At 64.0% G+C, this 25874-nt stretch carries 29 protein-coding genes; 18 read left to right on the top strand and 11 right to left on the bottom strand.

Features of this window, described 5'->3' with window-relative positions:
• Positions 1-174 precede the first annotated feature (174 nt).
• Together ACYG97_RS01085 and der are read left to right on the top strand one after the other, a co-directional pair.
• On the top strand, positions 175-837 hold the full coding sequence (locus tag ACYG97_RS01085; protein ID WP_023732132.1) for a tetratricopeptide repeat protein: 663 nt from the start codon (positions 175-177) through the stop codon (positions 835-837).
• 76 nt (positions 838-913) lie between these two features.
• On the top strand, positions 914-2344 hold the full coding sequence (gene der / locus ACYG97_RS01090; protein WP_023732131.1) for a ribosome biogenesis GTPase Der: 1431 nt from the start codon (positions 914-916) through the stop codon (positions 2342-2344).
• Between the two features lie 233 nt (positions 2345-2577).
• On the opposite strand, the gene ACYG97_RS01095 is transcribed toward der, so the two are convergent.
• Positions 2578-3486, bottom strand: a complete 909-nt coding sequence (locus ACYG97_RS01095) for a LysR substrate-binding domain-containing protein (protein ID WP_023732130.1) — start codon at positions 3484-3486, stop codon at positions 2578-2580.
• A 117-nt stretch (positions 3487-3603) separates the two neighbouring features.
• Between ACYG97_RS01095 and ACYG97_RS01100 the strand changes: the two genes are divergently transcribed.
• The 7 genes from ACYG97_RS01100 (at position 3604) to ACYG97_RS01130 (ending at position 9190) form a co-directional block, all read left to right on the top strand.
• The gene (locus ACYG97_RS01100; RefSeq protein WP_023732129.1) at positions 3604-4899 is read left to right on the top strand and encodes an MFS transporter; all 1296 of its coding nucleotides are present in this window, start codon (positions 3604-3606) and stop codon (positions 4897-4899) included.
• Positions 4900-5036: 137 nt separating this feature from the next.
• A complete protein-coding gene (locus tag ACYG97_RS01105) occupies positions 5037-6221 on the top strand; it encodes a cell wall hydrolase (RefSeq protein ID WP_023732128.1) in 1185 nt (394 codons plus the stop codon).
• Between the two features lie 265 nt (positions 6222-6486).
• Positions 6487-6879 carry an AtpZ/AtpI family protein gene (locus tag ACYG97_RS01110; protein WP_023668486.1) on the top strand — a complete coding sequence of 131 codons (393 nt, stop codon included), beginning with the start codon at positions 6487-6489 and terminating at the stop codon, positions 6877-6879.
• A 65-nt stretch (positions 6880-6944) separates the two neighbouring features.
• On the top strand, positions 6945-7703 hold the full coding sequence (locus tag ACYG97_RS01115) for a F0F1 ATP synthase subunit A (RefSeq protein WP_023668485.1): 759 nt from the start codon (positions 6945-6947) through the stop codon (positions 7701-7703).
• A gap of 68 nt (positions 7704-7771) precedes the next feature.
• Positions 7772-7996, top strand: coding sequence for a F0F1 ATP synthase subunit C (locus tag ACYG97_RS01120; protein WP_006206606.1), 225 nt, complete (start codon positions 7772-7774; stop codon positions 7994-7996).
• Between the two features lie 92 nt (positions 7997-8088).
• Positions 8089-8688 carry a F0F1 ATP synthase subunit B gene (locus ACYG97_RS01125; RefSeq protein WP_023684380.1) on the top strand — a complete coding sequence of 200 codons (600 nt, stop codon included), beginning with the start codon at positions 8089-8091 and terminating at the stop codon, positions 8686-8688.
• Positions 8689-8698: 10 nt separating this feature from the next.
• Positions 8699-9190 (top strand): F0F1 ATP synthase subunit B, encoded by a 492-nt coding sequence (locus ACYG97_RS01130; RefSeq protein ID WP_023732127.1) that lies wholly within the window; start codon positions 8699-8701, stop codon positions 9188-9190.
• A 233-nt stretch (positions 9191-9423) separates the two neighbouring features.
• On the opposite strand, the gene ACYG97_RS01135 is transcribed toward ACYG97_RS01130, so the two are convergent.
• Positions 9424-10137, bottom strand: a complete 714-nt coding sequence (locus ACYG97_RS01135) for a ribonuclease HII (RefSeq protein ID WP_023732125.1) — start codon at positions 10135-10137, stop codon at positions 9424-9426.
• A 154-nt stretch (positions 10138-10291) separates the two neighbouring features.
• Entirely contained in the window at positions 10292-11446 is a 1155-nt protein-coding gene (locus ACYG97_RS01140) for a PA0069 family radical SAM protein (RefSeq protein WP_023732124.1), read from the bottom strand.
• A gap of 150 nt (positions 11447-11596) precedes the next feature.
• Between ACYG97_RS01140 and ACYG97_RS01145 the strand changes: the two genes are divergently transcribed.
• A complete protein-coding gene (locus ACYG97_RS01145; protein WP_023732123.1) occupies positions 11597-12100 on the top strand; it encodes a glycosyltransferase in 504 nt (167 codons plus the stop codon).
• Between the two features lie 254 nt (positions 12101-12354).
• Positions 12355-13329 (top strand): hypothetical protein, encoded by a 975-nt coding sequence (locus ACYG97_RS01150; RefSeq protein WP_023732122.1) that lies wholly within the window; start codon positions 12355-12357, stop codon positions 13327-13329.
• Here ACYG97_RS01150 and ACYG97_RS01155 read toward each other — a convergent pair.
• The 7 genes from ACYG97_RS01155 to ACYG97_RS01185 all read right to left on the bottom strand — a co-directional run bounded on the left by ACYG97_RS01155 (position 13319) and on the right by ACYG97_RS01185 (position 17587).
• Positions 13319-13747, bottom strand: a complete 429-nt coding sequence (locus ACYG97_RS01155) for a GFA family protein (RefSeq protein WP_023732121.1) — start codon at positions 13745-13747, stop codon at positions 13319-13321. The genes ACYG97_RS01150 and ACYG97_RS01155 overlap by 11 nt on opposite strands.
• A gap of 124 nt (positions 13748-13871) precedes the next feature.
• The gene (moaB, locus tag ACYG97_RS01160) at positions 13872-14426 is read right to left on the bottom strand and encodes a molybdenum cofactor biosynthesis protein B (RefSeq protein WP_023732120.1); all 555 of its coding nucleotides are present in this window, start codon (positions 14424-14426) and stop codon (positions 13872-13874) included.
• Complete coding sequence (locus tag ACYG97_RS01165) at positions 14413-15306, bottom strand: 4-(cytidine 5'-diphospho)-2-C-methyl-D-erythritol kinase (RefSeq protein WP_023732119.1); 894 nt, start codon at positions 15304-15306, stop codon at positions 14413-14415. Before ACYG97_RS01165 ends, moaB begins: the two co-directional genes overlap by 14 nt.
• Before the next feature lie 26 nt (positions 15307-15332).
• The gene (locus tag ACYG97_RS01170; RefSeq protein WP_023668475.1) at positions 15333-15518 is read right to left on the bottom strand and encodes a membrane protein; all 186 of its coding nucleotides are present in this window, start codon (positions 15516-15518) and stop codon (positions 15333-15335) included.
• 72 nt (positions 15519-15590) lie between these two features.
• Positions 15591-16448 (bottom strand): S49 family peptidase, encoded by an 858-nt coding sequence (locus ACYG97_RS01175; protein WP_023702057.1) that lies wholly within the window; start codon positions 16446-16448, stop codon positions 15591-15593.
• A gap of 120 nt (positions 16449-16568) precedes the next feature.
• Positions 16569-17363 carry a tRNA1(Val) (adenine(37)-N6)-methyltransferase gene (locus ACYG97_RS01180; RefSeq protein WP_023702056.1) on the bottom strand — a complete coding sequence of 265 codons (795 nt, stop codon included), beginning with the start codon at positions 17361-17363 and terminating at the stop codon, positions 16569-16571.
• Positions 17363-17587: a putative signal transducing protein gene (locus tag ACYG97_RS01185; RefSeq protein WP_023692106.1), complete on the bottom strand. Its 225-nt coding sequence runs from the start codon at positions 17585-17587 to the stop codon at positions 17363-17365. The genes ACYG97_RS01180 and ACYG97_RS01185 overlap by 1 nt, the downstream gene beginning before the upstream one ends.
• A 221-nt stretch (positions 17588-17808) precedes the next feature.
• Here ACYG97_RS01185 and ACYG97_RS01190 point away from each other — a divergent pair, with 221 nt between their 5' ends.
• The 5 genes from ACYG97_RS01190 (at position 17809) to ACYG97_RS01210 (ending at position 23017) form a co-directional block, all read left to right on the top strand.
• Positions 17809-18825, top strand: coding sequence for a polyprenyl synthetase family protein (locus tag ACYG97_RS01190; RefSeq protein WP_023668471.1), 1017 nt, complete (start codon positions 17809-17811; stop codon positions 18823-18825).
• An 87-nt stretch (positions 18826-18912) separates the two neighbouring features.
• A complete protein-coding gene (locus ACYG97_RS01195) occupies positions 18913-19581 on the top strand; it encodes a GntR family transcriptional regulator (protein ID WP_023732118.1) in 669 nt (222 codons plus the stop codon).
• 351 nt (positions 19582-19932) lie between these two features.
• A complete protein-coding gene (locus ACYG97_RS01200) occupies positions 19933-20523 on the top strand; it encodes a biotin transporter BioY (RefSeq protein ID WP_023702054.1) in 591 nt (196 codons plus the stop codon).
• Positions 20524-20632: 109 nt separating this feature from the next.
• Positions 20633-21049 (top strand): DUF1284 domain-containing protein, encoded by a 417-nt coding sequence (locus tag ACYG97_RS01205; RefSeq protein WP_023732117.1) that lies wholly within the window; start codon positions 20633-20635, stop codon positions 21047-21049.
• Positions 21050-21241: 192 nt separating this feature from the next.
• Positions 21242-23017 (top strand): tetratricopeptide repeat protein, encoded by a 1776-nt coding sequence (locus ACYG97_RS01210; RefSeq protein WP_023732116.1) that lies wholly within the window; start codon positions 21242-21244, stop codon positions 23015-23017.
• Between the two features lie 209 nt (positions 23018-23226).
• Here the strand turns inward: ACYG97_RS01210 and ACYG97_RS01215 are convergent, their stop codons facing one another.
• On the bottom strand, positions 23227-23688 hold the full coding sequence (locus tag ACYG97_RS01215; protein ID WP_023684366.1) for a GNAT family N-acetyltransferase: 462 nt from the start codon (positions 23686-23688) through the stop codon (positions 23227-23229).
• Positions 23689-23864: 176 nt separating this feature from the next.
• On the opposite strand from ACYG97_RS01215, the gene ACYG97_RS01220 reads away from it, so the two are divergent.
• On the top strand, positions 23865-24809 hold the full coding sequence (locus ACYG97_RS01220) for a glycine--tRNA ligase subunit alpha (protein WP_023684365.1): 945 nt from the start codon (positions 23865-23867) through the stop codon (positions 24807-24809).
• A 398-nt stretch (positions 24810-25207) separates the two neighbouring features.
• A complete protein-coding gene (locus ACYG97_RS01225) occupies positions 25208-25609 on the top strand; it encodes an endonuclease domain-containing protein (protein WP_023732115.1) in 402 nt (133 codons plus the stop codon).
• Positions 25610-25874: the final 265 nt, after the last annotated feature.

Consider the following 25874-nt stretch of genomic DNA (forward strand, 5'->3'; position numbering starts at 1 on the left):
TGGAGGCAGTCCAAGCCGGCTATCGGCAAAATGTGGCGTGGGTGCGATCAACGTCGGCAGCTATGCGCCCGGCGATTAGCCGATTTTCCTGCCGAGCCCCTTCCATGCCCGCGAAATTTCGCTAAAACGCGGGCTCAAGAAGCGCCCCTGTTAGGGCAGCAATGGTTTTGATTGATGTCCGACGACAGTTTTATCCGCGAAGTCAACGACGAGATCCGTCGCGAGCAGGCGCAGGCGCTATGGGACCGCTTTGGTCCGGCGATCCTTGGCCTCGCCATCCTGGTGGTGCTTGGCACCGCCGCCTTCGTCGGCTACCGCTATTGGGACGAGACCCGCGCCAACCGCTCCGGCGATGCCTTCTCGCAGGCGCTGAAGCTTGCCAATGACGGCAAGAGCGACGAGGCGCTGACCGCCCTCGAACAGCTGGAAAAGGACGGCTACGGCGCCTATCCGCTGCTCGCCCGCATGCGCGCGGCAACCGTCAAGGCCGACAAGGGCGACTTTGCCGCCGCCGTTACGGATTTCGATGGCGTCGCCGCCGACACCGCCATTCCGCAGGGCATTCGCGACATGGCGCGCCTGCGGGCAGCCCTGCTGCTCGTCGATCACGGCTCCTTCGCCGATGTCTCCAGCCGCGTCGAGGCGCTGACCGCCGACAACAACACGCTGCGCCACACGGCGCGCGAAGCGCTCGGCCTTGCCGCCTGGAAGGAAGGCAAGACCCAGGATGCGCTGAAGCTGTTCGACCAGATCGCCGCCGATGACGGCGCCCCGCGCAACGCGCGCCAGCGGGCGACGCTGATGTCCGAACTGATCCGCGGCTCGGGCGCGTCATGATACGCATCGCCCAAAGCCTGCCCTCGGGCCTGACCCAAGGGCGCGCTGCGGTTTGGGCGATGATATGGATAGCCGGATGAGCTTCAAAGTCGCCATTATCGGCCGGCCCAATGTCGGCAAATCCACGCTTTTCAACCGGCTGGTGGGACGGAAGCTGGCGCTTGTCGACGACACGCCGGGCGTGACCCGCGACCGTCGCGTCCACGCGGCCAGACTCTACGATTTGCATTTCGACGTCATCGACACCGCCGGCTTCGAGGACGCGGCCGCCTCGACGCTGCCCGGCCGCATGCGCGCGCAGACCGAGATCGCCATCCGCGAAGCCGACCTGATCTTCTTCACCATCGACGCCAAGTCCGGGCTTTTGCCCGACGACCGCACCTTTGCCGAGATCGTGCGCAAGTCCGGCAAGCCGGTCGTGCTGGTCGCCAACAAGGCCGAGGCCAAGGGCGCCCAGGGCGGCATGCTGGAAGCCTGGGAACTCGGCCTCGGCGAGCCGATTCCAGTCTCGGCCGAGCATGGCCAGGGCATGCCCGATCTGCGCGACGCGGTGATCGAGGCGCTGGGCAAAGACCGCGCCTTCGGCGAGGAAGAAGACGAGGCCGAGGACGTCGCCGCCAGCGAGGTGCTGATCGGCGAGGACATCACCGATCCCGACGCCGAACCCGCCTATGACGACACCAAGCCGATGCGCATCGCCGTCGTCGGCCGGCCCAATGCCGGCAAGTCGACGCTGATCAACGCGTTGATCGGCGAGGAGCGGCTGCTGACCGGCCCGGAAGCCGGCATCACCCGCGATTCCATCTCCGTCGACTGGGACTGGCATGGCCGCCGGCTAAAACTGTTCGACACTGCCGGCATGCGCCGCAAGGCCAGGATCCACGAGAAGCTGGAAGTGATGTCGGTGCAGGACGGCTTGCGCGCCATCCGCTTTGCCGAGATCGTCATCATCGTGCTCGACGCCACCATCCCGTTCGAGAAGCAGGATCTGCAGATCGCCGACCTGATCATCCGCGAGGGCAGGGCGCCGGTCATCGCCTTCAACAAATGGGACCTGATCGACAATCCGCAGGAACTGCTGACGGAACTGCGCGAAAAGACCACACGGCTTTTGCCGCAGGTGCGCGGCATCCAGGCGGTGACGGTTTCGGCCGAGACCGGCCGCAGCCTCGACAAGCTGATGGATGCCGTCATCAAGACGCACAAGGTGTGGAACAGCCGCGTTTCCACCGGCAAGCTCAACCGTTGGCTGGAAAGCATTCTGGCGCATCACCCGCCACCCGCCGTCGCCGGCCGCCGGCTCAAGGTCAAATATGTCACCCAGGCCAAGACCCGGCCGCCGGGTTTCGTCGTCCAGTGCTCGCGGCCCGACGCGATGCCGCAATCCTACGTGCGCTACCTCTCCAACAGCCTGCGCGAAGCCTTCGACATGCCCGGCGTGCCGATCCGGATAGCGCTGCGGACTTCGGACAACCCGTTCGCGGGGAGAGCGAACAAGCGCAAGTGAGCGATGACGGTTGCGGAATTCTCCGCAAGATTGGCGGGACAGCACCCCCCTCTGCCCTGCCGGGCATCTCCCCCGCAAGGGGGGAGATCAGTCGTTTCGTCTTTGGAGCCTCTCTTGCAACGTTGAAAATTGGCGAAAGCATTCGCGAGATCCAATCTCCCCCCTTGCGGGGGAGATGTCCGGCAGGACAGAGGGGGGTGTGACGGAACGCTACGCTGGACAGCCGCTTCCGTCTAAGCGACCTCTCTCAACCGCTCGTCCTGCGGCAGCGCCGCCACCGCCGCGTGCCACAATATATCCGCCAGCCGCGCCGCCACCGGGTCCAGTTCGGCGTCTTTCTGGTGCAGCACCAGCGCCATGGTCGGCAGCGCGGGTAAGCCCAGCGTTTGCGGCGCCATCGCCCTGACATTGGCCGGCAGGCCGATATCGGTGCGGATCGTCAGGCCGAGGCCGGCGGCGACCGCCGCCCAGATGCCGCCAAGGCTGGGGCTGGAGAAGGCCATCCGCCATGGCAGGCCGGCGCGGTCGAGCGTTTCCGTCGTCACTGTGCGCAGCAGGCATGGCGCTTCCAGCGCCACCAGCGGCAGTGCCTCGCCCTCGCGCAGCCTGGTCTCGATCAGCTTTGCCGGCCCGATCCAGCGCAATTGCGCGCCGCCGACATGCCGGCTGTAAGGCAGCGCCTGGCCGCTGTCCCAGGCCAGCGCAATGTCGAGATTGCCTGATGTGATCCGCTCGGCGAGTTCATAGCTGCGCCCGATCCGCGCCTCGATCTTGACCTTGGGGTGCGCGCGGGCGAAGCGTCCGAGCACCTCCGGCAGCACCGCCTCGCCGAAATCCTCCTGCAGGCCGAGCCTGACCCAGCCTTCCAGTTCCACGTCGTGGATGGCCGAGGCCGCCTCGTCGTTCAACTCGAGCAGCCGCCTGGCATAGCCGAGCATGGTTTCGCCGGCTTCGGTCAACGCCAGTCCGCGGCCCGACTTGCGGAAGATCGGCGTCGCCGCCTGGTCCTCCAGCTTCTTCAGTTGCGCGCTCACCGCCGAGGTCGAGCGTCCAAGCCGGTCGGCGGCCTTGGCGAAGCTGCCGAGTTCCATGCCGGTGACGAAGCTTCGGAGGACATCGAGGTCGAAGGTTACGCGGCGCATCTCAACGATCCTGTTTTTCGGGTACGATTGTCAAAAAATTCCCGATATTCGGGATGAAGTTATGGCGGTAAAGACGAGGTGTCAAGGTCCCGAGAGGGCATCAACAGGAGTCCCGCCATGTCGATTGCCGACGCAAATTGTGAGCCAGGCCGGGTTGGCCGAGCCGCCGCCGTCAGGTCGAAGGCTGAACGATTTCGCGCCAATCATCGCTGGAAGGTGCTTGGCATCGGCGTTGCCGCCAATGCCAGTTTCTCCGCCACCTTCGCCGGCATACCGGCGGCGACGGTGTTTCTGCGGTCGGGCTATCACTTGAGCAATGGCAATCTCGGCCTGGTCCTCGGCCTTCTCGGACTGGGCGTTGCCTTGAGCGAACTGCCCTGGGGTCTGCTCACCGACCGCTGGGGCGATCGCGGCGTGCTATTGACCGGCCTTGGTGCGACCGCGGCGTGGCTCGCCCTGATGGCGTTGTTCATCGTGCCCTCAGTGACCTATGTGCCTGGCGTCGCAATGCTGGCCGCATGCCTTCTGGTCACCGGCCTGCTCGGCGGCAGCGTCAACGGTTCCAGCGGCCGCGCCATCATGGCCTGGTTCCACGAAGGCGAACGTGGCTTTGCCATGAGCATCAGGCAGACCGCGGTGCCGCTCGGCGGCGGGCTCGGCGCGCTGGTCCTGCCGTCGCTGGCATCGGTGCACGGTTTCGCGGCGGTCTTCGGGCTGCTGGCCGCCATGAACGCCGTCTCTGCGCTGTTTGCCTGGCGATGGCTGCACCAGCCGCCGGAATTGGACAATGCCGGCAGCATGGCCATGGCAAAGTCGGGCGGTCCGGCGCCGCTGCGCAATGTCGAGGTCTGGCGCATCGCCACCGCCATCGGCCTGCTCTGCTTTCCGCAAGTGGCGGTGCTCACCTTCGCCTCCGTCTTCCTGCACGATTTCGCCGGCATGGCCACGCTCACGATCAGCGCCAGCCTTGCCGCGGTGCAGACCGGCGCGATGGTGATGCGCGTCTGGAGCGGCCGCTTCACCGACCGCCATGGCAACCGCCGCTGGTTCCTGCGCCTCTGCAGCATGACGAGCGCGCTTGGCTTCGCGGCCGTCTGCCTGCTGGTCCTGGCGGCAGGAGCCACGCCAGACGCCCATGCCGCGTTGATCCCGGCGATCGACGTGCTGCTGGTCGTTGCCGGCATTTCGGTCTCCGCCTGGCATGGCGTCGCCTACACCGAACTCGCCACGCTTGCCGGCGCCAGCCGCGCCGGAACCGCGCTCGGTCTTGCCAACAGCTTCGTCTTCATCGCCTTCTTCGTGGTGCCGACCGCCATTCCGGCTTTGCTGCTCATCTGGTCGTGGCCTGGCGTCTGGCTGGTGGGCGCGCTCTGCGCCATGATTGCATGGCCAATTTTCCTGCGGCCGAACTGACGGGTTGGCCGGCCTGCAAGCGGCGTCCCATTTCGGGCCGCTTCGGAAAAACACGATCAACCGCGTTAACCCCGCATCAAGGTTAATGCTTCACTTTGGCTCTCCAGTGGCTCAGTGGCGTTTCTGGAGAGTTCCCCGTGCATCGACGTGTCCTGAAGCGGCTGGCCGCCGCCGCCGGTGAGAAAAAACGTTCCTTCGTATCGCCATTGGTCATCGGGCTCGGCATCTGGATCGGCTTTCCAACTGTCGTCGCCTACCAGGACATGGGCAGCTTGATTTCCGGCCTCGAAGCCTCGGGCACCCGCTGGAACTCTTATGTCGAGCGCTCCGTCGCCGGCTCGGTTCATGCCGCCGAAATGCCTTTCATCGATTCCGTCACCACCGGTTCGCTCTCGGGTTCGGGCGTGCGCCTGCCCGGCGTCGGCAAGGTCTCGTTTCGCGGCAAGGGCAATGTCGCCGGCATCACGCCCGACGAGGACCGCATCATGCGCGCCGACAAGAAGGGCCGCATCATCCAGGTCTCGCCGGTGGCGCCGCCGAAGAACTTCAATGCCGGCTCGATCTTTCAGCGCACGTCCTCGCTGCTGCGGCCGAGCATGGACAGCGGCCTGAAGCTCGCCTTCGCCAAGCCCGGCATCAAGGGCAAGGAAATCCAGATCGCCCAGGCCTTCCACACCAACGTGGACAAGAAGCCCGATCCCGGCGTGCCGGCCATGCTTGCCGCGTTGGTCAACAATGACAGACCGGACGTGCTGGCCACCGCCTATGCCCAGGCCGAACCCGATTACGCCAAGGCCTCACCCTTCGAAGCGCTGCTGCAGGACGAGGAGCCGAGCAGCGGGCGCTTCATTCCGCCGATGGCCAAGGGTGACCACTCGTGGATCCAGAACCCGCTGCCGGCCAGCGTCTTCTCCACGAAGGAGCAGGCCTGCCTCGCCAACGGCATCTATTTCGAGGCGCGCGGCGAATCCGTGCGCGGCCAGGCCGCCGTCGCGCAGGTCATTCTCAACCGCGTCCGCAATCCGGCCTATCCGAACTCGATTTGCGGCGTCGTCTACCAGAACGACAACTGGCTGAACCGCTGCCAGTTCTCCTTCGCCTGCGACGGCAGCAAGAAGCGCATCGAGAGCCCCGCCCATTACAAGACCGCGCAGGACGTCGCGATGGCGGTCACCGCCGGCAAGATATTCATTCCCGAAGTCGGCTCATCGACCCACTACTACGCCAACTACGTCCATCCGGGCTGGGCGCGCACGATGCAGAAGATGACCAAGATCGGCCTGCATATCTTCTACCGCACCTATGGCGGCGGCTGGAGCTGAGCCCTTCGGCTTGCCTGTCGCAAACGAACCGCAAAGGCCCTGGAAGCCGAAATCGGACAGCGGTCGCCGGACGGATTCGGGGCATGTGCCGACCCGATAGTGCCGGGCACGATGTCGCACCTCGCCAAGTAATTGATTCCAATAGAAAAAATACATGGCTTTGAAGTCCCGCCCGTGGCTTGACGGGCGCAAACCCTCTAACTATGTTGCCGGCGACTTTAGAAGCGGACGGACGGTGACGGTCTGACCGGGCAGGGGGGTTACGATGGCCGACAAGAACGGGCCAGACGGAACCGGAGAAACCGGCCGCGGCAGCAAGCACGAGGCCGACATTCGCGACGAAGATCTCGAACGCCGCCGGCGTGAGCTTGGAGCATCGCTTGCGACAAGACGGCCGGATCAGCTCGAGGGGAATGACGGCGCGAAAGCGACGGCCGGATATGGCCAGGCGCTCAAGCTGTCCAGCGAGTTCATCGCCGGGATAGTGGTGGGTGTGGGCCTTGGCTGGTTTCTGGATCGCGTGGCGGGAACCTCGCCATGGGGTCTGGTCGTCGGCTTGTTGCTGGGCTTTGGCGCCGGCGTGCTCAATGTCCTGCGTTCGTCAGGTGTTGTGGCGGAATTCGGAAAAAGCGAGAAGTCGCACGATCCGAAAGAATGAAATGGCGCGCCGCCAATGGCGCACAAGGACACTTAAGGCCGCTCGCGGTTTTGACGGGGATGTAAATGGCTGCTGACAAGGTCGATCCGATCCACCAGTTCCATATCGTCAAGCTGATTCCGATCAATATCGGAGGCTATGACCTGTCCTTCACCAATTCGTCCCTGTTCATGGTCGCGACCGTGCTCGTCGCATCGGCGTTTCTGTACCTCTCGACCTCCAGCCGCAGCCTTGTTCCCGGGCGCCTGCAGTCGGTTTCGGAAATGGGCTACGAGTTCGTCTCCAACATGCTGCGCGACGCCGCCGGAACGCAGGGCATGAAGTTCTTCCCCTTCGTGTTCTCGCTGTTCATGTTCGTGCTGGTCGCCAACCTGCTTGGCCTTTTCCCCTACTTCTTCACCGTCACCAGCCACATCATCGTCACCTTCGGCCTCGCAGCCCTCGTGATCGGAACCGTCGTTGTCTACGGCTTCACGAAGCACGGTCTGGGCTTCCTCAAGCTCTTCGTGCCGCACGGCGTTCCGGTGTTCCTGTTACCGCTGGTGGTGCTGATCGAGGTGATCTCCTTCGTGTCGCGCCCGGTCAGCCTCTCGGTTCGTCTGTTCGCCAACATGCTGGCCGGCCACATCACCCTGAAGGTGTTTTCGGGCTTCGTCGTCAGCCTGAGCGCGCTCGGCGCCGTCGGCGTTGCCGGTTCGGTGTTGCCGCTGGCCATGGCAGTCGCGCTGACCGCGCTGGAATTGCTGGTCGCTTTCCTGCAGGCCTACGTCTTTGCGGTGCTGACCTGCATGTATCTGAACGACGCCCTGCATCCCGGGCACTGACCTTAGAATTTCCGGCATCTTTCGCCGGATGGAATTGCAACGGAATTACAGATCCAAAGGAGTTTAAAATGGACGCAGAAGCAGCAAAGTACATCGGCGCCGGTATCGCTTGCCTGGGCATGGGCGGCGCGGGCATTGGCCTCGGCAACATCTTCGGCAGCTACCTGGCGGGCGCCCTGCGCAATCCGTCGGCCGCCGATGGCCAGTTCGGCCGCCTGATTTTCGGCTTCGCCGTGACCGAAGCTCTGGGCATTTTCTCGCTTCTCATCGCGCTTCTCGCCTTGTTCGGCTGAGCCCCTGTTCGGCCAATTATCGGTCGGACGAGCTTTGGGAAGAATTGGCTGGCCGCATTCCTGCGGCCATGCCTGATATCAGGGGATAGTCCATGTTCGTGACATCTGCGTTTGCGCAAGAGTCCGCACCCGCCGCTGAAGGCGCCCACACCGGTACGGAAGGCGACACGCATTCCGGCACCGGCGTGCCTGCCGAGGCGCACGGCACGTTCCCGCCATTCGATCCGGCGACGTTTCCGTCCCAGCTTCTGTGGCTGGCGATCACGTTCGGGCTGTTCTATTTGTTCCTGAAGAAGGTGGTGATGCCGCGCCTTGGCGGCATCATCGACGTCCGCAGCGATCGCATCACGCAGGACCTCGACCAGGCCGCCAAGCTGAAGGGCGAGGCCGACGCCGCCGTTGCCGCTTACGAGCAGGAACTGGCGGAAGCCAAGGCCAAGGCCAACGCGATCGGCCAGCAGGCCAACGACGCTGCCAAGGCTGAAGCCGAGGCTGCCCGCAAGAAGGTCGAGGCCGCCCTCGACAAGAAGCTCGGCGAGGCCGAGGCCAGCATTGCTTCCATCAAGGCCAACGCCATGAAGGAAGTCGGCACGATTGCCGAGGACACCGCTTCAGCCATCGTCGATGCGCTTGTCGGCGGCAAGACGAGCAAGGCCGAGATCTCGGCTGCGGTCAAATCCGTGGCCCGGTGAGGAGCACATTATGGACGCCACATCTCTCGCAACGCTCTGGGCAACGGTTGCCCTCGTCATTTTCCTCGGCGTTGCCGTTTACATCAAGGTGCCGGGCCTGATCGCCAAGTCGCTCGACGCCCGCGCGATCAAGATCAGCGACGAGCTTGCGGAAGCCCGCCGGTTGCGCGAAGAGGCCCAGCAATTGCTCGGACAGTACCAGAAGAAGCGCAAGGAAGCCGAGCAGGAGGCCGCAGCCATCGTCGCTGCCGCCAAGCGCGAGGCCGACATGCTTGCCGCCGAGGCGCACAAGAAGACCGAAGACTATGTCACCCGCCGCACTGCGCTTGCCGAGCAGAAGATCGGCCAGGCAGAACGCGAAGCCGTCGCCGAAGTGCGCGCCAGCGCCGTCGACATCGCCGTCGAGGCGGCCCGCACGCTGCTCGCCGGCAAGATCGACGCCAAGGCCGGCGCGGATCTTTTCAAGTCCGCGCTGCAGGACGTGAAGGCCAGGCTGAACTGAGCGGGGTTAACTCGCTGACATCAAGCCGCCCGGGCAACCTGGCGGCTTTTTTGTTGAGCGGCGACGGAGATTGGCGAAGGCGGTGGTGCGCCTGATCTCCCCCCTCGAGGGGGAGATGTCGCCAAAGGCGACAGAGGGGGTCCGTTCGACCAGGCGCGACGCTCTTTCTGCGACCAAGAAGGGCTAGCGCTTGACGCGCGGCGCCCCCCTCTGGCCTGCCGGCCATCTCCCCCTCAAGGGGGGAGATTACCATTACTCCACCCGGCGAAGCTCTCTTCCTCAACCACCTCAACTCCACCCAGCCTGAACGGCGCGAATGACGCCCGGTGCAGCCTTGCCACCGGACCATGCGCTTCGATCGCGGTGCGGTGCCGCACGGTGGCGTAGCCCATATGGACTTCGAACCCGTAGCGTTCGTGGTGGCTGCCGCAGCCGCACATCATGCGGTCGCGCATCACCTTGGCGACGATCGAGGCGGCGGCGATCGATTGCGAGCGCTGGTCGCCCTTGATCAGCGCGCGGCCTTCGCAGAGGAGGCCCGGCGGCACATCGCGGCCATCGGCCAGCGCCAGCTTCGCCTGGATCGGCAGGCCGGCAAGGGCGCGGCGCATGGCTTCCAGGCTGGCCTTGAGGATATTGCTGCCGTCAATGCCTTCGGCGCTGACCGAGGCCATCGACACGCCGAGCGCTGACCCCAGGATTTTCAGGAACAGCGCCTCGCGCTGCAAATGGTTGAGCCGTTTGGAATCGTCTAGCCCGTCGGGAATGTTGGCGGGATCGAGGATCACCGCCGCCGCCACCACCGGCCCGGCCAGCGGACCGCGGCCGGCCTCGTCCATGCCTGCCACCGGCCACAGGCCTTCAGCCATCGCCTTCGTCTCGAAGGAGAAGTCGGGCTTTTCGACGATTTCGAAAAGAAGCGGAGAATCGGAACGCGCGCGAGCCATGTTGCGGCGAGGTTCGCATCGGCTCCGATTCTCCGCAAGTCCCTCCAGGGTCGAGTGGGGCAAGACCGGGAGGGCACCGTCTGCAGGCCGGGGGACAGGCCGGACGGGATTCTTGGGTCGCCTGCCAACCACGAGGGCAGGGCAGGCGCTACTCTCAGAGCAGCATCAGCTGCTCGGTCGCCTTGGCGGCGGCGACAAACTGGTCGGTTCGGAGCGTGCGCCGCTCGGCGTTGAGGCCGAGCCGCTTGGCCGTGATCTCGAAGCGCCGGCCGATCTGCCAGGCATAGGGGCCGGCGCCTTTCATCCGCTTGCCCCATTCCGAATCATAGTCCTTGCCGTCGCGCATCGAACGGATCAGCGACATCACGTGCCGGTAGCGGTCGGGATAATGGCGCAGCAGCCAGTCCTTGAAGATCGGCGCCACCTCGAGCGGCAGGCGCAGGATGACATAGCCGGCCTCGCGGGCGCCTGCGGCGCGTGCCGAATCGAGGATGCGCTCCATCTCCTGGTCGGTCAGGCCGGGAATGATCGGCGCCACCATGACAGAGGCCGGGATGCCGGCATCGGAAAGCTGCCGGATTGCCTCAAGCCGCTTGGTCGGCGTCGACGCGCGTGGCTCCATGGTGCGCGCCAGCATGCGGTCCATCGTCGTCACCGACAGCGCCACCTTGGCCAAGCCCCGTTCGGCCATGCGCGACAAGATGTCGATGTCGCGCGTCACCAGATGGGATTTGGTGACGATGCCGACCGGATGGCCGCGCGCCTCCAGCACTTCGAGGATCTCGCGCATAATCCGGTATTGTTTCTCGATCGGCTGGTAGGGATCGGTGTTGGTGCCGATCGCGATGGTGCGCGGCTGATAGCCATCCTTCGACAGTTCCTTGTCGAGCAGCCGCGCCGCACCCGGCTTGGCAAACAGCTTCGCTTCGAAATCCAGCCCCGGCGACAGGCCCATGAAGGAATGCGTCGGCCGGGCGAAACAATAGACGCAGCCATGCTCGCAGCCGCGATAGGGGTTGATCGAGCGGTCGAAGGAAATGTCGGGCGATTCGTTGCGGGTGATGATGGTGCGCGGCTTCTCGACCTGCACTTCGGTCTTGAACGGCGGCAATTCCTCCAGCGAATTCCAGCCGTCGTCGAACACATGCCGGCTGACCGGCTCGAACCGGCCGGACGGGTTGATGCCCGCGGAACGGCCGCGGTTGCGATCCGGACGGACGCGCATGCCGCTCTGTTCGATCATCGCATTGGCCATCTCGGCTCGCCCTGCTCCGAAAGCAGCAATGTCCGCACGCACGATATGTTCCATTTTGGCCCTTTCCCAAGGACTGTCGGCTGGCTGTCGAATCGCTCTGTTCATGAAAATAATCCTATTTCGCTGATGAGAACAAAGCAAGAACTTTTTTGTTGGGCCATGCACAACTGGCGCTGCGCCGGGCTTTCCGCTATTCGGCTAAACATGCTCAGCGTTCTCATCGAAACCCGGGATGACGAAGAAGGCCTTGCCCGCACGCTCGCCTCGTTGATCGGCGGCGCGGTCGAGGGCGTGGTGCGCGATGTCATCGTCTGCGACACCGGCTCGACCGACCAGACTCATCGGGTTGCCGACCATGCCGGCTGCCACTTCGTGGCCGGCGGCATTGCCGCGGGAATCAGGCAGGCGAAGGGTGACTGGCTGCTGTTTCTGGAACCCGGCGCAAGGCTGGCGGAGGGCTGGATCGACGACGTTGTCGCTCACACGGCGTGGCAAACCATGCCAGCGCGCTTTTCCCGTGCGCGCGGCAGCCGCACGCCGTTCCTGTCACGGGTGTTTTCGGGCAACCGGGCGCTGGCCGAAGGGCTGGTCATCAGCAAGCGCCAGGCCGCTGCCCTGTCGAAGAACGCGCACAGCGCCGAAGCCCTTGCGCGCGGTCTCGCCACCAGGCGGCTCGACGCCGAAATCTGGCTGGCGCCGAAGAAGTGATGTTTCTCCCTTCTCCCCGTTCCCAGGGAGAAGGGTGCCCGAAGGGCGGATGAGGGGCAGCGTCGGCGTCCCCCCGGAATTGACACTGTCCGCTGCGCCGTCCGGCTTTTTCGCCGCAAAAACCTATTGTGCATTGCACAAAAGCTGACGCGGGATTAGCATTCCGTTGATGCGGGATATCGGGGTTTGGGTAGTGCCGGAGCGGTAAGCAAGCGCCGCGTCGTCGTTGCTGCCGTTCATATCTGAGGACCCCGATGAACCTTTCGTCCCCTGACAAATCCGGCGCCCCCAGTCTGGAAGCCATTGCCCGCAACGGCAGCCTGCTCCGCCGCATTGCGGTGCGTATCCCGACCTATCTGTCCGACCTGCGCGAAAATCCCGCATGGCTGCCGATGTTCGTGCTTGCCCGCACCATGCCGGCGCGCAAACTGCACTGGCTTGGCGCCAAAGCCGCGCGCCCCGCGCAGAGTGCCGTAGCGACGATGTTCAGGGGCGTCGACCTCAAGTCGATCGTCGCGGCGCTGCGCACCGATGGCCTGTTCTCCGGACTGGTCCTTCCGCAGGCAATCCACGAAGAGGTCGCCAGCTTTGCTCAGAGCACGCCGTGCTTCGGCAATTTCGACCGCCGGCTCGAATTCATGCCCGGAGAACACGCAGAAGCCGAGAAGCGGTTCGGCCGCTCTTTGCTAAGCGGACACTATTTCGAGCGCATCCTCGGCTGCAAGGCGGCACTCGCCATCCAGAACGACCCGCTGCTGCTCGACATCGCCCAGCACTATCTGGGCGGGCAGGCAAAGCTGATCACCACGCGTGTCTGGTGGAGCTTTCCGACCGGCGAGGCTTCCGACGCCGACAAGAACCTTGCCTCGCTCGGCAAATATCATTTCGATCTCGACGACTGGCGGATGCTGAAATTCTTCTTCTATCTCAAGCCCTGCGATGCCGGCACCGGCCCGCATGTCTATGTCAAAGGCAGCCACAACAGGCGCAGCCTCAAGCACCAGTTGACGCTGCTGGTCGGCCATCCGGCGCAAGACGTGCTCAAGGTCTATGGCGACGACAGCCCGGTCACGCTGACCGGCGAGGCCGGCCTCGGCTTCGTCGAGGACCCGTTCGGCTTCCACATGGGCACCGTGCCGTCCACCACGCCACGGCTGATGATGGAGGTCGGCTTCGGCGTCTCGCCGCCCTCGCGCCGCCGCTTCCACGGCGAACCGGTCATCCGCTGAGGCCGGAGCCGATCTCGACCGGCATCCAGCGCGCTTGCCGCCGGGCAATGCGACCCTCTTTGTTCTCGGCATCATAGTCCATTGGGACCGGCTCGCGGTTGAACCGCGGCCGGTCATCCAGCGCATTGACGATGACGATCGCTCTTGGGTCGCAGTCGGTGGTCACAGCAGCGACATAGACGCCGCAGCCCCGGCAGATGAGATAATCGGCGGTGCGCAATCCGAACCGGTATCGGTGCAGCCGCGCCTCGTCCTCGACCGAGACGATCAATCGGCCCTGCGGATCGGCGGCGCGCGAACCATGCCGGACACAGAACGCGCACTGGCAGGCGCGGATCTCCACCTCGGCCGGCTCGATTCCCGTTTCGAACGTCAGGTGGATGTTGCCGCAATGGCAGCCGCCGCGATGCGCGCTCATTGGATCTCTTCCGTCTTGACTTGGCGACAGACTATCCGCCCGACGACCCGGAGGAAATGACCTCTCGAAGGCGCAGCCGCCATTCTGCCTGACAAAGGCAGCACTTGGCCGGCTTTGCCTTGGTTTACGAGGCGGCCTTGCCGCGCCGCAAATGCTCGTCCAGGCGCGGCATGATCTCGACGAAGTTGCAGGGCATGTGGCGGTAGTCGAGCTGCGGTTTCAGGATGCCGTCCCAGGCGTCCCTGCAGGCGCCGGGCGAGCCCGGCAGCACGAAGACGAAGGTGGCGTTGACGACGCCGCCCGTCGCCCGACTCTGCACTGTCGAGGTGCCGATCTTGTCGTAGGAAATGCGGTGGAACACTTCGGAAAAGCCATCCATGCGCTTCTCGAAGATCGGCTCCAGCGCCTCCGGCGTCACGTCGCGGCCGGTAAAACCGGTGCCGCCGGTGGTGATGACGACATCGATGTCTTCGTCGCGCGACCAGCCCAGCACCTTGTCGCGGATTTTCTCCCGGTCGTCGGTGACGATGTCGCGCGCGGCCAGGACATGGCCGGCCTCGACGATGCGATCGGCCAGCGTCCGCCCTGATTTGTCGTCGGCAAGGCTGCGCGTATCGGACACCGTCAGCACCGCGATGCGCACCGGGATGAACGGGCGGCTTTCGTCAATTTTGGTCATCGGCCCCCTCTGAAGCGATGCTTCGTGTCGCGGCGACAAACCACTCCGGTTCGCGGCTGCGGATCTCGGCGGCGGCGCGCTTGGCGACATTGCCGGTCTCGAACAGCCCGAAGCATGTCGCGCCGGATCCCGACATGCGCGAGAATCCAGATCCGGCCCTGTTCAGCAGGGAAAGCGCTCTGCCGATGGGCGGCTGTATTGCTTGCGCCGGTTCCTCAAGATCGTTGCGGGTGATCTCCAGCCAATTGCGGACGCCGTGGAAATCGAAACCGCGCGGCAGCGGCGGCAGTCCTTCATTGTCGCGTTTTTCAAGTGCATTGAACACATCGGGCGTGGAGACGGCGACGCCGGGATTGACCAGCACCAAGGCCAGCGCAGGAAAATCCGCAATTGGCGACAGCTCATCGCCGACGCCACGCGCAACCAGCGGTTTTGCCGCAAGACACATCGGCACGTCGGCGCCGAGCGTGAGACCGATCCGGCTCAGTTCGGCCTCACCGATGTCGAGACCCCATGTCCTGATAAGACCGTGCAGAACGGCGGCCGCGTCGCTCGATCCGCCGCCGACGCCGGATGCGATCGGCAGGTTCTTTTCCAGCCGGATGGCAACCGGCGGCGTGCTCTGCTGGCCAGCCTGCCTGCGCAGCGCCTCGCGCGCCTTCACCACCAGATTGCTGTCGTCGATCGGCACGGAAGTCGCGTAACGGCCCGATACGGAGAACCGGTCGGCGTCGGCAGGCTCGATCTCGACCCTGTCGCCGAAGCGGGTGAAAACGACCAGGCTCTCGAGCAGATGGTAGCCGTCGGCGCGCTTGCCGGTGACGTGCAGCGCCAGATTTATCTTGGCGGGCGCAAGCCACGTCCGGGCTGCGGCATCCAAACTGTCGGCTGCTGACGGGATGATGCTCAGTCCTTGGCCAGGCGGTATTCGCCGGTCTTAGGATCCTGGACCAGCGTGCCGTTGGTGCCGTTGGCTGCCTGCTTTTCGGTGCGCCGCACCTTGGCGGTCACACGTTCGGCCTCGCGGACGAAGGTGCGGTAGCCGAAATAAGCGGCTGCGCCGACAACTGCGAAGAAAATGATCTGTGGCATTTCAAAGCTCCTCCCTCGCAAGGCGGCAAGGCAGACTGTCAAGCCCTCATGCTAGACTCTTTCCCTGCTTTTTCAAAGCCCGAAGCGAGCCCACAATGCGCGCTCTTCCGCCGCATCGATCACGCCGCTTGCGGCGGCGGCGGCAATATCGGGCGCTGAAAAGTTCGAGCCGAACAGGCCGATGCGGCCAAACAGGCCACGCGGCGCGGTGACCAGCCTGAGCTGGGTTTTCGCGCCGAAGCGGGTTTTCAGTACCGTGCGCATGTCGCTCAACGCATCGACGAGGCCAAGCTCCAGCCCTTTCTTGCCGGTCCAGAACAGGCCGGTGAACAGGTCCGGATCGTCCTTCAGCTTGGTGCCACGGCGTTCCCTGACCAGGTCGATGAAGGTCTCGTGCACTTCCAGCTGCAGCGCCTTCAGGCGCTCGACGTCTTCCCTCTTCTCCGGCTTGAACGGGTCGAGCACCGCCTTGTTCTGGCCGGCGGTGTGGACACGGCGCTCGACACCGATCTTCTTCATCAACTCGGGAAAGCCGAACGAGGCCGAGACGACACCAATCGAACCGACGATGGAGGACGGATCGGCAAAGATCTCGTCGCCGGCGACCGCGATCATGTAGCCGCCCGAGGCCGCCACATCCTCGACGAAGACCAGCACCTTCTTGTTCTTCTCGACCGCGAGGTCGCGGATGCGCTTGAAGATCAGCCGCGACTGCACCGGCGAGCCGCCAGGCGAATTGATCGAAATGGCGACGGCGGGCGCATCGAACAGGAACGCCTTTTCGATGAGGGCGGCGGTGGACGCCAAGGAGAGGCTCGGCCGGAACGGGCCGCCGCCGGCCATGATGGTGCCATGCAGCCTGATGACGGGAATGGTGACGACGCTGGATCGCCAGGATTTCGGCAGCAGGCGGTTGAAAAGGCGGTTCACGAGGTGGCTGTCTCCAAATGGCTTCAACGCATGTAGGGATTTGCCGGTCAACGGCAATGCTGCAATCCATCTCAGCCAACTGTGTGCCGGTTTTGCGGCAACGACACTGACGGGCCCAAATCAATCGCCAAACAGCGACGCCAGTCCGTTGTTGATCATCTCGGTTCGTTCCGACGGGCCGTCGCCCGTTTGCCCATGCAGCATCAAAGGCGGGCGGATAGACAGCTTGCCGCGCGCGCCGAGCGCTGCCCTGACGACAATGCGGATTGCGGCTGCTTCCGGGCGCGGATGCACGGCCAGCATCTCGGCGTCGCCGAAGCGGCCCGACAGCGCATGGAGGAGGTCGCCAAGCTGTTCCGGCCGCGCAATGACGGCCAGGCCCCCGCGCGGCTTGGCGACGGCAGCCGCACTTCGGATCCAGCTCTCGAACAGCCCGTCGTCCATGACATGCGCTTGCCGCCGCAGCGGATCTGGCGTGGCGCGGTCCTGCGCCGCGTTGAAGGGCGGGTTCATGATGACGAAATCGAAGGAATTGTCGGCAAGGCCGGCTTGCGTCCGCGCCCGGCCCGACAGCGTGACGTCGGCGGTCAGCACCGAGGCGCGATTGCCGAGATGCGCATTGCCGGGATGGGCGAGCGTGGTTGTGGCGAAGCCTGCCATCTCGGTCGACCGTTCGACGAGCACGACCTGCGCCTCTGGGCAGCGCGACAGCACGGCAAGACCCGCCGCACCGGCGCCGGCGCCGAAATCGGCGAGGCGTCCAGCAAAGCCGGATGGAACTGCTGCCGCCAGCATCATGGCATCCATCCCGGCGCGATGCCCTGTCCTGGGCTGGACCAGCCAGAAGCGGCCGCGATGGAAGGCATCGACCGTATGGGCCGGCGTATCGCTGGTAAGCGCGCTCGCTTCAGCCATTATGTCTGGCGGATTTCGTTCTCGATGCCGGCGTCTTTCAAGATGCGCCGCGCCTGATCGGCCTGGTCGGCATCGACCATGACGCGCTTCTGCAAAAGACCGATCGACCCTTCGAGAATGCTCATGTTCTGGTCGGCGACGAAGCAGGCAATCCCGGCATCGCGCATCAGCGATTCGACAAAGGAGATGATCACGGCATCGTTGGTGCGCACGAGTTCTATCATCGGACGAAGTTCGCAGGTTGCAGCGTTGATGTAAACGCTGGAGCATGGCGCCGAAAAGTGTGGAGCGGTTTTCGGGCAACGGCATGCGGTCGCTAAGGTTGACACGCCGTCACCGCAGCCGCGCCAATTCGCCTCTTGCCGTGCCCGTATGTGCCGCCCTAGAGTCCCAGGCGGGACCAGGGTGCCGTCGCACGCGTGATCAAAGACGGGAGTGTTTGTTGGTGGGTGTCGTTCTCAACATCGAAAACGGGAAGCGGGAACCCGCCTCCATCAAGGATCTCATCGACCTGACAGCAGCCGATATGGGGCGCGTCAACAAACTGATCCTGTCCAAGGCCGGCTCCGACGTCGAGATGATCCCGGAGGTCGCCAATCATCTGATCTCGTCGGGCGGCAAAAGGCTGCGTCCCATGCTGACGCTCGCGGCGGCCCAGATGTTCGGCTATTCCGGCGAGGGCCACGTCAAGCTCGCCACCGCGGTCGAGTTCATGCACACCGCCACGCTGCTCCATGACGACGTCGTCGACGAGAGCGGCATGCGGCGCGGCAAAAAGACTGCCCGCATGATCTGGGGCAACCAGGCGAGCGTGCTGGTCGGCGATTTCCTGCTCGGCCAGGCTTTTCGCATGATGGTCGATGTCGGTTCGCTGGAAGCGCTCGACATCCTGTCCAGCGCCGCCTCGATCATCGCCGAGGGCGAGGTGATGCAGCTGGCGGCCGCCAAGAACCTCGATACCACCGAGGACGAGCATTTCGCCGTCATCAAGGCCAAGACCGCGGCGCTGTTCTCGGCTGCCGCCGAGGTCGGTCCGGTCATCGCATCGGCGACGCGCAACGATCGCGCCGCATTGCGCTCCTACGGCATGAATCTCGGCCTTGCCTTCCAGCTCATCGACGATGCGCTGGATTATGGCGGCTCCAGCCAGGAGCTGGGCAAGAATGTCGGCGACGATTTCCGCGAAGGCAAGGTTACGCTGCCGGTCATCCTCGCCTACCGGCGCGGCACCAAGGCCGAGCGCACCTTCTGGAAGCGCGCCATCGAGGACAATGTCACCGACGATGCCGGACTGGAAAAGGCCATCGGCCTGATGACCCGCCATGGCGCCATTGCCGACACCATCGGACGCGCCCGCCATTTCGGCGAGATCGCCCGTGACGCGCTGGCGCCGCTGGAGGCGACGCCGCAGAAATCGGCGCTGATCGACGTCATCGACTTCTGCATCAGCCGGGTGAACTGATCCGCGCCTGGCGCCAAAGAAAGTTTGCATGCAAAATCGGGCAATCACCGCTCGACAATCGGCAGCAGTGCAAATTATCTATAAAACATGGCAAAGACCGCAGACGACACCATCGCCATGCGCATCAGCAAGGTGCTGGCGGATCGCATCATATCGGGTGCGATCGAACCCGGCGCCCGGCTGCGGCAGGATCACATCGCCGAGGAATTCCAGACCAGCCATGTCCCGGTGCGCGAGGCCTTTCGGCGCCTAGAGGCGCAAGGGCTGGCGGCCAGTGAGCCCAGGCGGGGCGTACGCGTCGCCGCCTTCGACCTCGGCGAAGTCAGGGAAGTCGCCGAAATGCGCGCAGCCCTCGAAGTGCTGGCGCTGCGCCATGCCGCGCCGCATCTGACGGCTTCCATTCTCAATCTTGCCGAAGAAGCCACAAAGGCCGGCGACAAATCCCGCGATGTCCGCTCTTGGGAGGAGGCCAACCGCACCTTCCACCGGCTGATCCTGGCGCCCTGCGGCATGCCGCGGCTCATCGCCACCATCGACGATTTGCACGCCGCAAGCGCCCGCTTCCTGTTCGCCGCCTGGCGCTCGGAATGGGAAATCCGCACCGACCAAGACCATCGCGCGATCCTGAGCGCGCTGCGGCAGGGCAATACCGAATCGGCCGCCGCCACGCTTGGCCGGCACGTGCAGTGGATCGGCCAGAAACCAGTCAAGACCGCGTCGGGCAAGATGCGCGAAGCGTTTGCCATCGTCGGGTAGGGACGAAGGGACAAGTCGTCGGATTCCGCGCGTAGCGATCCTTCACACCCCCCTCTGTCCTGCCGGACATCTCCCCCGCAAGGGGGGAGCTCAACAGCTTTGCCGTTGCGTTAGTCCTGCAACGTCGGCCATTGGCGAAAGCAAAGGCGACATCCGATCTCCCCACTTGCGGGGGAGATGGCCGGCAGGACAGAGGGGGGTGCTGTCCCGCCAGCCTTTCCAAATGTCCTTTATTCGACACGCAAGCCCAAGCCTTTAGGGGTGAGGGTTGCCATTCCCGCGCAAATATGGATTCGATGATAGATCGAACAATAAAATTATCTATAATTTCAAACCAGCTAGGAAGCAACCATGACCGACATCGCCTTTTCGCCGTCCAAGCCGTCCTTCAGCCCGTTGCGCCTGCAAACCCGCTCGCATAGCTGGCAGGCCGCGGCCGTCGTCCTCGGTACGCTGTTTCTGGCGCTGTTGTCCCAGATCGAGGTGCCGATGGTGCCGGTGCCGGTCACCATGCAGACCTTCGCCGTGACGCTGGTCGGCGCACTTTATGGCTGGCGGCTTGGCGCCATGACCATCATCGCCTGGCTCGCCGAGGGCGCCGTGGGCTTTCCTGTCCTGTCCGGAGGGGCAGCGGGCGCGTCGTATTTCGTCGGGGCAACGGGCGGTTATCTCTTCGCCTTCCCGCTCGTCGGCGCGCTTGTCGGCTGGCTGGCCGAGCGCGGCTGGAACGGCAACCGCGTGCTGCTCGCCTTCGCCGGCATGGTCCTCGGCAACCTCGCCTGCCTGGTTCTCGGAACGGCCTGGCTCGCCGTCATGATCGGCCTCGAACAGGCCATCGCCTTCGGTTTCCTGCCGTTCCTCGTCGGCGGCCTGCTGAAATCGGCGCTCGGCGCCGCGACGCTCAAGCTGTTTTCCGGTAAGGCGGACCCGGCAGGAGCATGATCCCGAAAAATGAGTCCGGTTTTCGGAAGAGATCATGCTCAAACAAAAAGATGGAGCCCCATCCCGATACCATCGGGATGGAACAGGCTCCGCTGGCGCGTCCTGACCGATGACCGTCCGGCTGCGCTCCCACCATCTGCTTTGCCTGCTGACCTATATCGGCGAAGGGTACAGCGCAGCCTTCATCGCCAATTATGACGTGATCGCGAAACGTCTGGGCCGGGGCGAGGATATTCTGATCGTCTCCGGCCCCGACGACATCTGTCGGCCGCTGCTCGGCGAGGCCGAGCCCCACTGCTTGCGCGAAAGCGCCGCAGGCCGCGACGAGCTGGCAGCACGCGATGTCGGCAAGCTGCTGGCCCGGCCGATCCGGGCCGGCGTCCGCTTCAGCCTCGACGCGGCAACGCTTGCCGCCTTGCGCGCGGCCTTTTCAGCCGGCGTGACGCGTGAGGCCTGCCAGGGTTGCGAGTGGGCCGGCCTGTGCAGCACGATAGCGGCAGGCGGATATCGCGATGTCAGGCTGTAGCTCCCAACCCCGATCTGCTATTATCTCGAACCGACAGTGTGTGTGTCGCCATGGTTTGTTAATCGGGTGACCCGATTGTGAATTCGGCCCGGATTGAAGCCTGACCCCAAAAAGGCCATGCTTTGTCAGGAAACATCGAGTCTATGGCTTCTCCGCGCCGACGCGGGATGGCGCTTGGCTGAAAGGGATACGATGCGGCAAGGACGTGCGCGCTGGCTCGCGGGGCTGGCAATTGTGGCAGGGATGGCGATTTCTCCGCTGCCTGCCTACGCCAAGGAATCGACCGACCCGGTCAAGATCACCTCCTTCTCGGGCGCCTATCTCGCCGCCCGCATCGCCGAAGGCGACAACGACCTCGACAATGCCATCGCTTATTACAAGCAGGCGCTCGCCTTCAATCCCGGCGACACCTCGCTGCAGCAAAGCCTGATGCTGTCGCTGATCGCGCAAGGCCGCTTCGAGGAATCGCTGGTCTATGCCGACAAGCTCAAGGCAGTTCCCGACGTCGAGCGCTTCTCGCGTCTGGCTCTGGCGGTCGATTCCTTCCACAAGAAGGATTTCACCAAGGCGCAGTACTGGCTCAAGCTGTCGCTCGAATCCGATCTCGACCGGCTGATTTCCGGCGTCATGTCCGGCTGGGCACAAGAGGGCGCCGGCGACCCCACCGGGGCGATGGCCTCGATCGACAAACTGCAGGGGCCTGACTGGTTCGGCCTGTTCAAGTCCTTCCACCGCGCGCTGATCGCCGATGCCGCAGGCCTGTCGGACAAGGCCGACGCGCTTTATGACGCGACCCTGACCGACGTCACGGCCGGCGGTGCCGCGCCCGAGACATGGATGCGCAACGCCCAGGCCTACGCGTCTTTCCTGGCGCGCAAGGGCAACAAGAACAAGGCGCTCTACGTGCTCGACAAGGCCGAGGCGTTCGCGCCCGGCAAGCTCGACATCCAGGCGCTTCGCGACAGGATCAGGAAGGGCGACAAGATCGAGCCCTTCGTCGCCAGTCCCTCCGAAGGCGCCGCTGAAATCCTGCTCGACCTCGCCATCGCGCTCAATCGCGGCGGCGGCGAGCCGTTCGTGCGCCTCTATCTGCAATATGCGCTCGCGCTCAAGCCCGACAGCGACGCCGCTTTGGTGCAGCTTGCCGCCGTTGCGGAGCAGTTGAAGGACGGCGAAGGCGCCATTGCCCTCTATAGCCGCATTCCAGCCTCTTCGCCTCTGAAAGAGCTTTCCGACCTGCAGCTCGGCCTCAACCTTGCCGATCTCAACCGTCACGACGAGGCGATCGCCCATCTGAAGACATTCGTCGAAGCTCACCCCGATGACATGCGCGCCTATCTGGCGCTCGGCGGGGTCTATGCCTCGAAGGAGGATTTCCGCTCCGCCGCCACTCTCTATGACAAGGCGGTCGCGGTGCTGAAGACGCCGACCAATGCCAACTGGAACATCTACTATCAGCGCGGCATCGCCTATGAGCGGCTGAAGGAATGGCCCAAGGCCGAACCGAACTTCCTCAAGGCGCTGGAACTGTTCCCCGACCAGCCGCAGGTGCTGAACTATCTCGGCTATTCCTGGGTCGACATGAACATGAACCTCAAGGAAGGCCTGGCGATGATCCAAAAGGCCGTCGACCTCAGGCCGAGCGACGGCTACATAGTCGATTCGCTGGGCTGGGCCTATTTCCGCATGGGCCGGTTCGACGACGCCGTGCGCGAAATGGAGCGCGCCGTGTCGCTCAAGCCGGAAGATCCGGTGCTCAACGACCATCTCGGCGATGCCTATTGGCGCGTCGGCCGCAAGCTCGAAGCCACTTTCCAGTGGAACCAGGCGCGCGACCTGAAGCCGGATCCCGATGTGCTTGCCATTTTGCAGCAGAAGCTGATGAAGGGCCTGCCGCCGATCGAATCCAACACGGCGCAGGAAACCCCGAAGGTCAAGCCGGCCACCCCGCCAGCGCCGAAGGGGTGATCGGGCCATACTTCTGATGAAACGGGGCTCGCTGAGCCCCGTTTTTGTTTCGGCTTGGCGTCTTAGAGCAATTCCAGGAAAAGTGTGCGCGGTTTTCCGCTCGGAATTGCGACAGAAACAAAGAGATAGAGACGCCCTATCGCGATCGTCGTTCTATGGCGGAGCAAGGAGCGAAGCGACGGGGCGCAGACCCAGCGTTGGCGCTCATTCTAGAACAGCTTTCGGTAGACGACGAAGCCCGAGAGATCGCCGATCTTGTCGTAGAGCTTCATCGCCGTGTGGTTGGTTTCGTGTGTCAGCCAGTAGACGCGGCTGGAGCCTGCGGTTTGCGCCCTGGTATAGACGTCTTCGATCAGTGCCCGGCCGACGCCCTTGCCGCGCGACGCCTCATTGGTGAAGAGGTCCTGCAGATAGCAGTTCGGCGAAATCGCCGTCGTGGTGCGGTGATAGAGATAGTGGACAAGACCGAGAAGCTTGCCTTCGCTCTCCGCGACCAGCGCATGCATAGGCTCATAGGCATCGAAGAAGCGCGACCATGTCATTGCAGTGATGTCACCGGGCAGGGCGGTCTCGCCCGAGCGGCCGTAAAACGCATTGTAGCCGTCCCACAGCGGCAGCCATTGCTCGTAATCCTCTCGGGTGACGGGGCGTACGGTGAGCTGGCCTTGCATGGCTGAACCTCTGTCGTTGAAGCTGGGCGAGCAAACGGCCACCGGCACCGTCCGGCAATGGGCCAGTCCGAAGCAAAGCGTTCAACCTCTCATCAAGGCGGCGATAGGCGCTGCCTTGACGCTAGCCGGCCCGGCAACTAGGGAATGGCATCATTTCAGCGCTTTCCGAGGCCGCCGTGACGTCAGACAGTCCAGCCCATATACATCCCAGCCGCTCGTTCCAGGGGCTGATCCTGACCCTGCACAATTACTGGGCCGCCTATGGCTGCGTCATCCTGCAGCCTTACGACATGGAAGTCGGCGCCGGCACCTTCCATCCGGCCACCACGCTGCGCGCGCTCGGGCCCAAGGGCTGGAACGCCGCCTACGTCCAGCCCTCGCGCCGGCCCAAGGACGGCCGCTACGGCGAAAACCCCAACCGGCTGCAGCATTATTACCAGTACCAGGTGATCCTGAAGCCCAACCCGCCGAACCTGCAGGAACTCTATCTCGGCTCGCTCAAGGCGATCGGCGTCGATCCGTTGCTGCACGACATTCGCTTCGTCGAGGACGACTGGGCAAGCCCGACGCTTGGCGCCTGGGGGCTCGGCTGGGAGTGCTGGTGCGACGGCATGGAAGTGTCGCAGTTCACTTATTTCCAGCAGGTCTGCGGCATCGAATGCGCGCCGGTGGCGGGAGAACTGACCTACGGCCTGGAGCGGCTGGCCATGTATGTGCAGGGCGTCGACAATGTCTACGACCTCAACTTCAATGGCCGAGAAGGCGCCGAAAAAGTCACCTATGGCGATGTCTTCCTGCAGGCCGAGCAGGAATATTCCAGGCACAATTTCGAATATGCCAACACCGCCATGCTGCTCAGGCATTTCGAGGACGCCGAAGCCGAATGCAAGGCGCTGCTCGCGGCCGGCGCCCCGGCTTCGAACGACAATCTGCCGATGCACCGCATGGTCTTCCCGGCCTATGATCAGTGCATCAAGGCCAGCCACGTCTTCAACCTGCTCGACGCGCGCGGCGTGATTTCGGTGACCGAGCGGCAGAGCTACATCCTGCGGGTGCGCAATCTGGCGAAGGCCTGCGGCGAGGCATTTTTGCAGACCCAGGCCGGCGGGCTCGCCGCCTGAGGCTCACTTCATCATTTCGAGGGAAATGTTGATTGGGGCCAATATCGGGCCAGTCGACCCCGCCATGGTCCGCATAGCCTGCCGTACGCCCGGCATCGAGAAGGCGCCATGCACCTGCGCGGCGAAACAGGCGCTGAGCGCGATGATCTGGAGGAGTCTCGATGCCGTTTTCATGGTCGTTCAGCCAATAAGTTCCCTGCCTGAGCGTTGGTCGCTTCAGCGCTGCGTTTGGTTCATGGAAATCTTTGATCCAAGGACGGGCGGGCTGGTTGCGGCCCGACAGGGGCGGTCAAAATTTCTGGAAACAGCGGTCAGCCGAGTTGCTATGCCCTCTTACCTCCCCCTAGATGGGGGAGGTCGCCGCGAAGCGGCGGGTGGGGGTGACAGCGCGACGTTCCATGCCAAAACTCGATCGATTCAAGCTGCAGTCTGCGCAAAGGCTTCGCGCGGCGATGACCGACGAGGAACGCATCCTGTGGCGGCATCTGTGGCGCATTCCAGTAGAAGGCACTCATTTTCGCAGGCAGGCGTCGGTAGGCGTTTACTTCCCTGATTTCACCTCCCACCGGCTGAAGCTGATCATTGAGGTGGACGGTGTCCATCACAGCTTCGATGACCAACAGCACCATGACGAGCGTCGAACGAAATGGTTCGAGAGCCAGGGTTATCGAGTCATTCGCTTCTGGAACCATGAAATCAAAAACGAACTGGATTCCGTGCTCGATACGATCTATGCGGCGGTGGAAGAACGAAAATCACACCTGCGTTTGCGCGATGGTGCCGAAGGTATCGGCGGCTGAGAGGTCGCCACCCCACCCCGGCGCTACGCGCCGACCCTCCCCATCAAGGGGAGGGTGGGAGCTTAACCATGCCAGACCTGCTCTTAGAACTTCGCTCCGAGGAAATCCCCGCCCAGCCGCGCGTCCGCAGCGCCGGAGGCGCGAGGACGCGCAATCAGGAAGAAGGCATGCGGGTGGAGAAACTCTGATGCCTGATCTTTTGCTAGAACTTCGCTCCGAGGAAATCCCCGCCCGGCCGCGCAACCGCAGCGCCGGAGGCGCGAGG

This window comes from Mesorhizobium sp. W067 (assembly GCF_054719525.1).

Excerpts from the sequence above, each read along its gene's own strand:
- ACYG97_RS01125 (WP_023684380.1), top strand. The coding sequence starts at position 8,089 with ATGTTCGTGACATCTGCGTTTGCGCAAGAGTCCGCACCCGCCGCTGAA.
- ACYG97_RS01225 (WP_023732115.1), top strand. The coding sequence starts at position 25,208 with ATGCCAAAACTCGATCGATTCAAGCTGCAGTCTGCGCAAAGGCTTCGC.
- ACYG97_RS01150 (WP_023732122.1), top strand. The coding sequence starts at position 12,355 with ATGAACCTTTCGTCCCCTGACAAATCCGGCGCCCCCAGTCTGGAAGCC.
- ACYG97_RS01180 (WP_023702056.1), bottom strand. The coding sequence starts at position 17,363 with ATGGCTGAAGCGAGCGCGCTTACCAGCGATACGCCGGCCCATACGGTC.
- ACYG97_RS01120 (WP_006206606.1), top strand. The coding sequence starts at position 7,772 with ATGGACGCAGAAGCAGCAAAGTACATCGGCGCCGGTATCGCTTGCCTG.
- ACYG97_RS01140 (WP_023732124.1), bottom strand. The coding sequence starts at position 11,446 with ATGGAACATATCGTGCGTGCGGACATTGCTGCTTTCGGAGCAGGGCGA.
- der (WP_023732131.1), top strand. The coding sequence starts at position 914 with ATGAGCTTCAAAGTCGCCATTATCGGCCGGCCCAATGTCGGCAAATCC.
- ACYG97_RS01195 (WP_023732118.1), top strand. The coding sequence starts at position 18,913 with ATGGCAAAGACCGCAGACGACACCATCGCCATGCGCATCAGCAAGGTG.
- ACYG97_RS01085 (WP_023732132.1), top strand. The coding sequence starts at position 175 with ATGTCCGACGACAGTTTTATCCGCGAAGTCAACGACGAGATCCGTCGC.
- ACYG97_RS01100 (WP_023732129.1), top strand. The coding sequence starts at position 3,604 with ATGTCGATTGCCGACGCAAATTGTGAGCCAGGCCGGGTTGGCCGAGCC.
- ACYG97_RS01155 (WP_023732121.1), bottom strand. The coding sequence starts at position 13,747 with ATGAGCGCGCATCGCGGCGGCTGCCATTGCGGCAACATCCACCTGACG.
- ACYG97_RS01210 (WP_023732116.1), top strand. The coding sequence starts at position 21,242 with ATGCGGCAAGGACGTGCGCGCTGGCTCGCGGGGCTGGCAATTGTGGCA.
- ACYG97_RS01135 (WP_023732125.1), bottom strand. The coding sequence starts at position 10,137 with ATGGCTCGCGCGCGTTCCGATTCTCCGCTTCTTTTCGAAATCGTCGAA.
- ACYG97_RS01185 (WP_023692106.1), bottom strand. The coding sequence starts at position 17,587 with ATGATAGAACTCGTGCGCACCAACGATGCCGTGATCATCTCCTTTGTC.
- ACYG97_RS01145 (WP_023732123.1), top strand. The coding sequence starts at position 11,597 with ATGCTCAGCGTTCTCATCGAAACCCGGGATGACGAAGAAGGCCTTGCC.
- ACYG97_RS01115 (WP_023668485.1), top strand. The coding sequence starts at position 6,945 with ATGGCTGCTGACAAGGTCGATCCGATCCACCAGTTCCATATCGTCAAG.
- ACYG97_RS01215 (WP_023684366.1), bottom strand. The coding sequence starts at position 23,688 with ATGCAAGGCCAGCTCACCGTACGCCCCGTCACCCGAGAGGATTACGAG.
- ACYG97_RS01200 (WP_023702054.1), top strand. The coding sequence starts at position 19,933 with ATGACCGACATCGCCTTTTCGCCGTCCAAGCCGTCCTTCAGCCCGTTG.
- ACYG97_RS01095 (WP_023732130.1), bottom strand. The coding sequence starts at position 3,486 with ATGCGCCGCGTAACCTTCGACCTCGATGTCCTCCGAAGCTTCGTCACC.
- ACYG97_RS01130 (WP_023732127.1), top strand. The coding sequence starts at position 8,699 with ATGGACGCCACATCTCTCGCAACGCTCTGGGCAACGGTTGCCCTCGTC.
- ACYG97_RS01205 (WP_023732117.1), top strand. The coding sequence starts at position 20,633 with ATGACCGTCCGGCTGCGCTCCCACCATCTGCTTTGCCTGCTGACCTAT.
- ACYG97_RS01110 (WP_023668486.1), top strand. The coding sequence starts at position 6,487 with ATGGCCGACAAGAACGGGCCAGACGGAACCGGAGAAACCGGCCGCGGC.
- ACYG97_RS01170 (WP_023668475.1), bottom strand. The coding sequence starts at position 15,518 with ATGCCACAGATCATTTTCTTCGCAGTTGTCGGCGCAGCCGCTTATTTC.
- moaB (WP_023732120.1), bottom strand. The coding sequence starts at position 14,426 with ATGACCAAAATTGACGAAAGCCGCCCGTTCATCCCGGTGCGCATCGCG.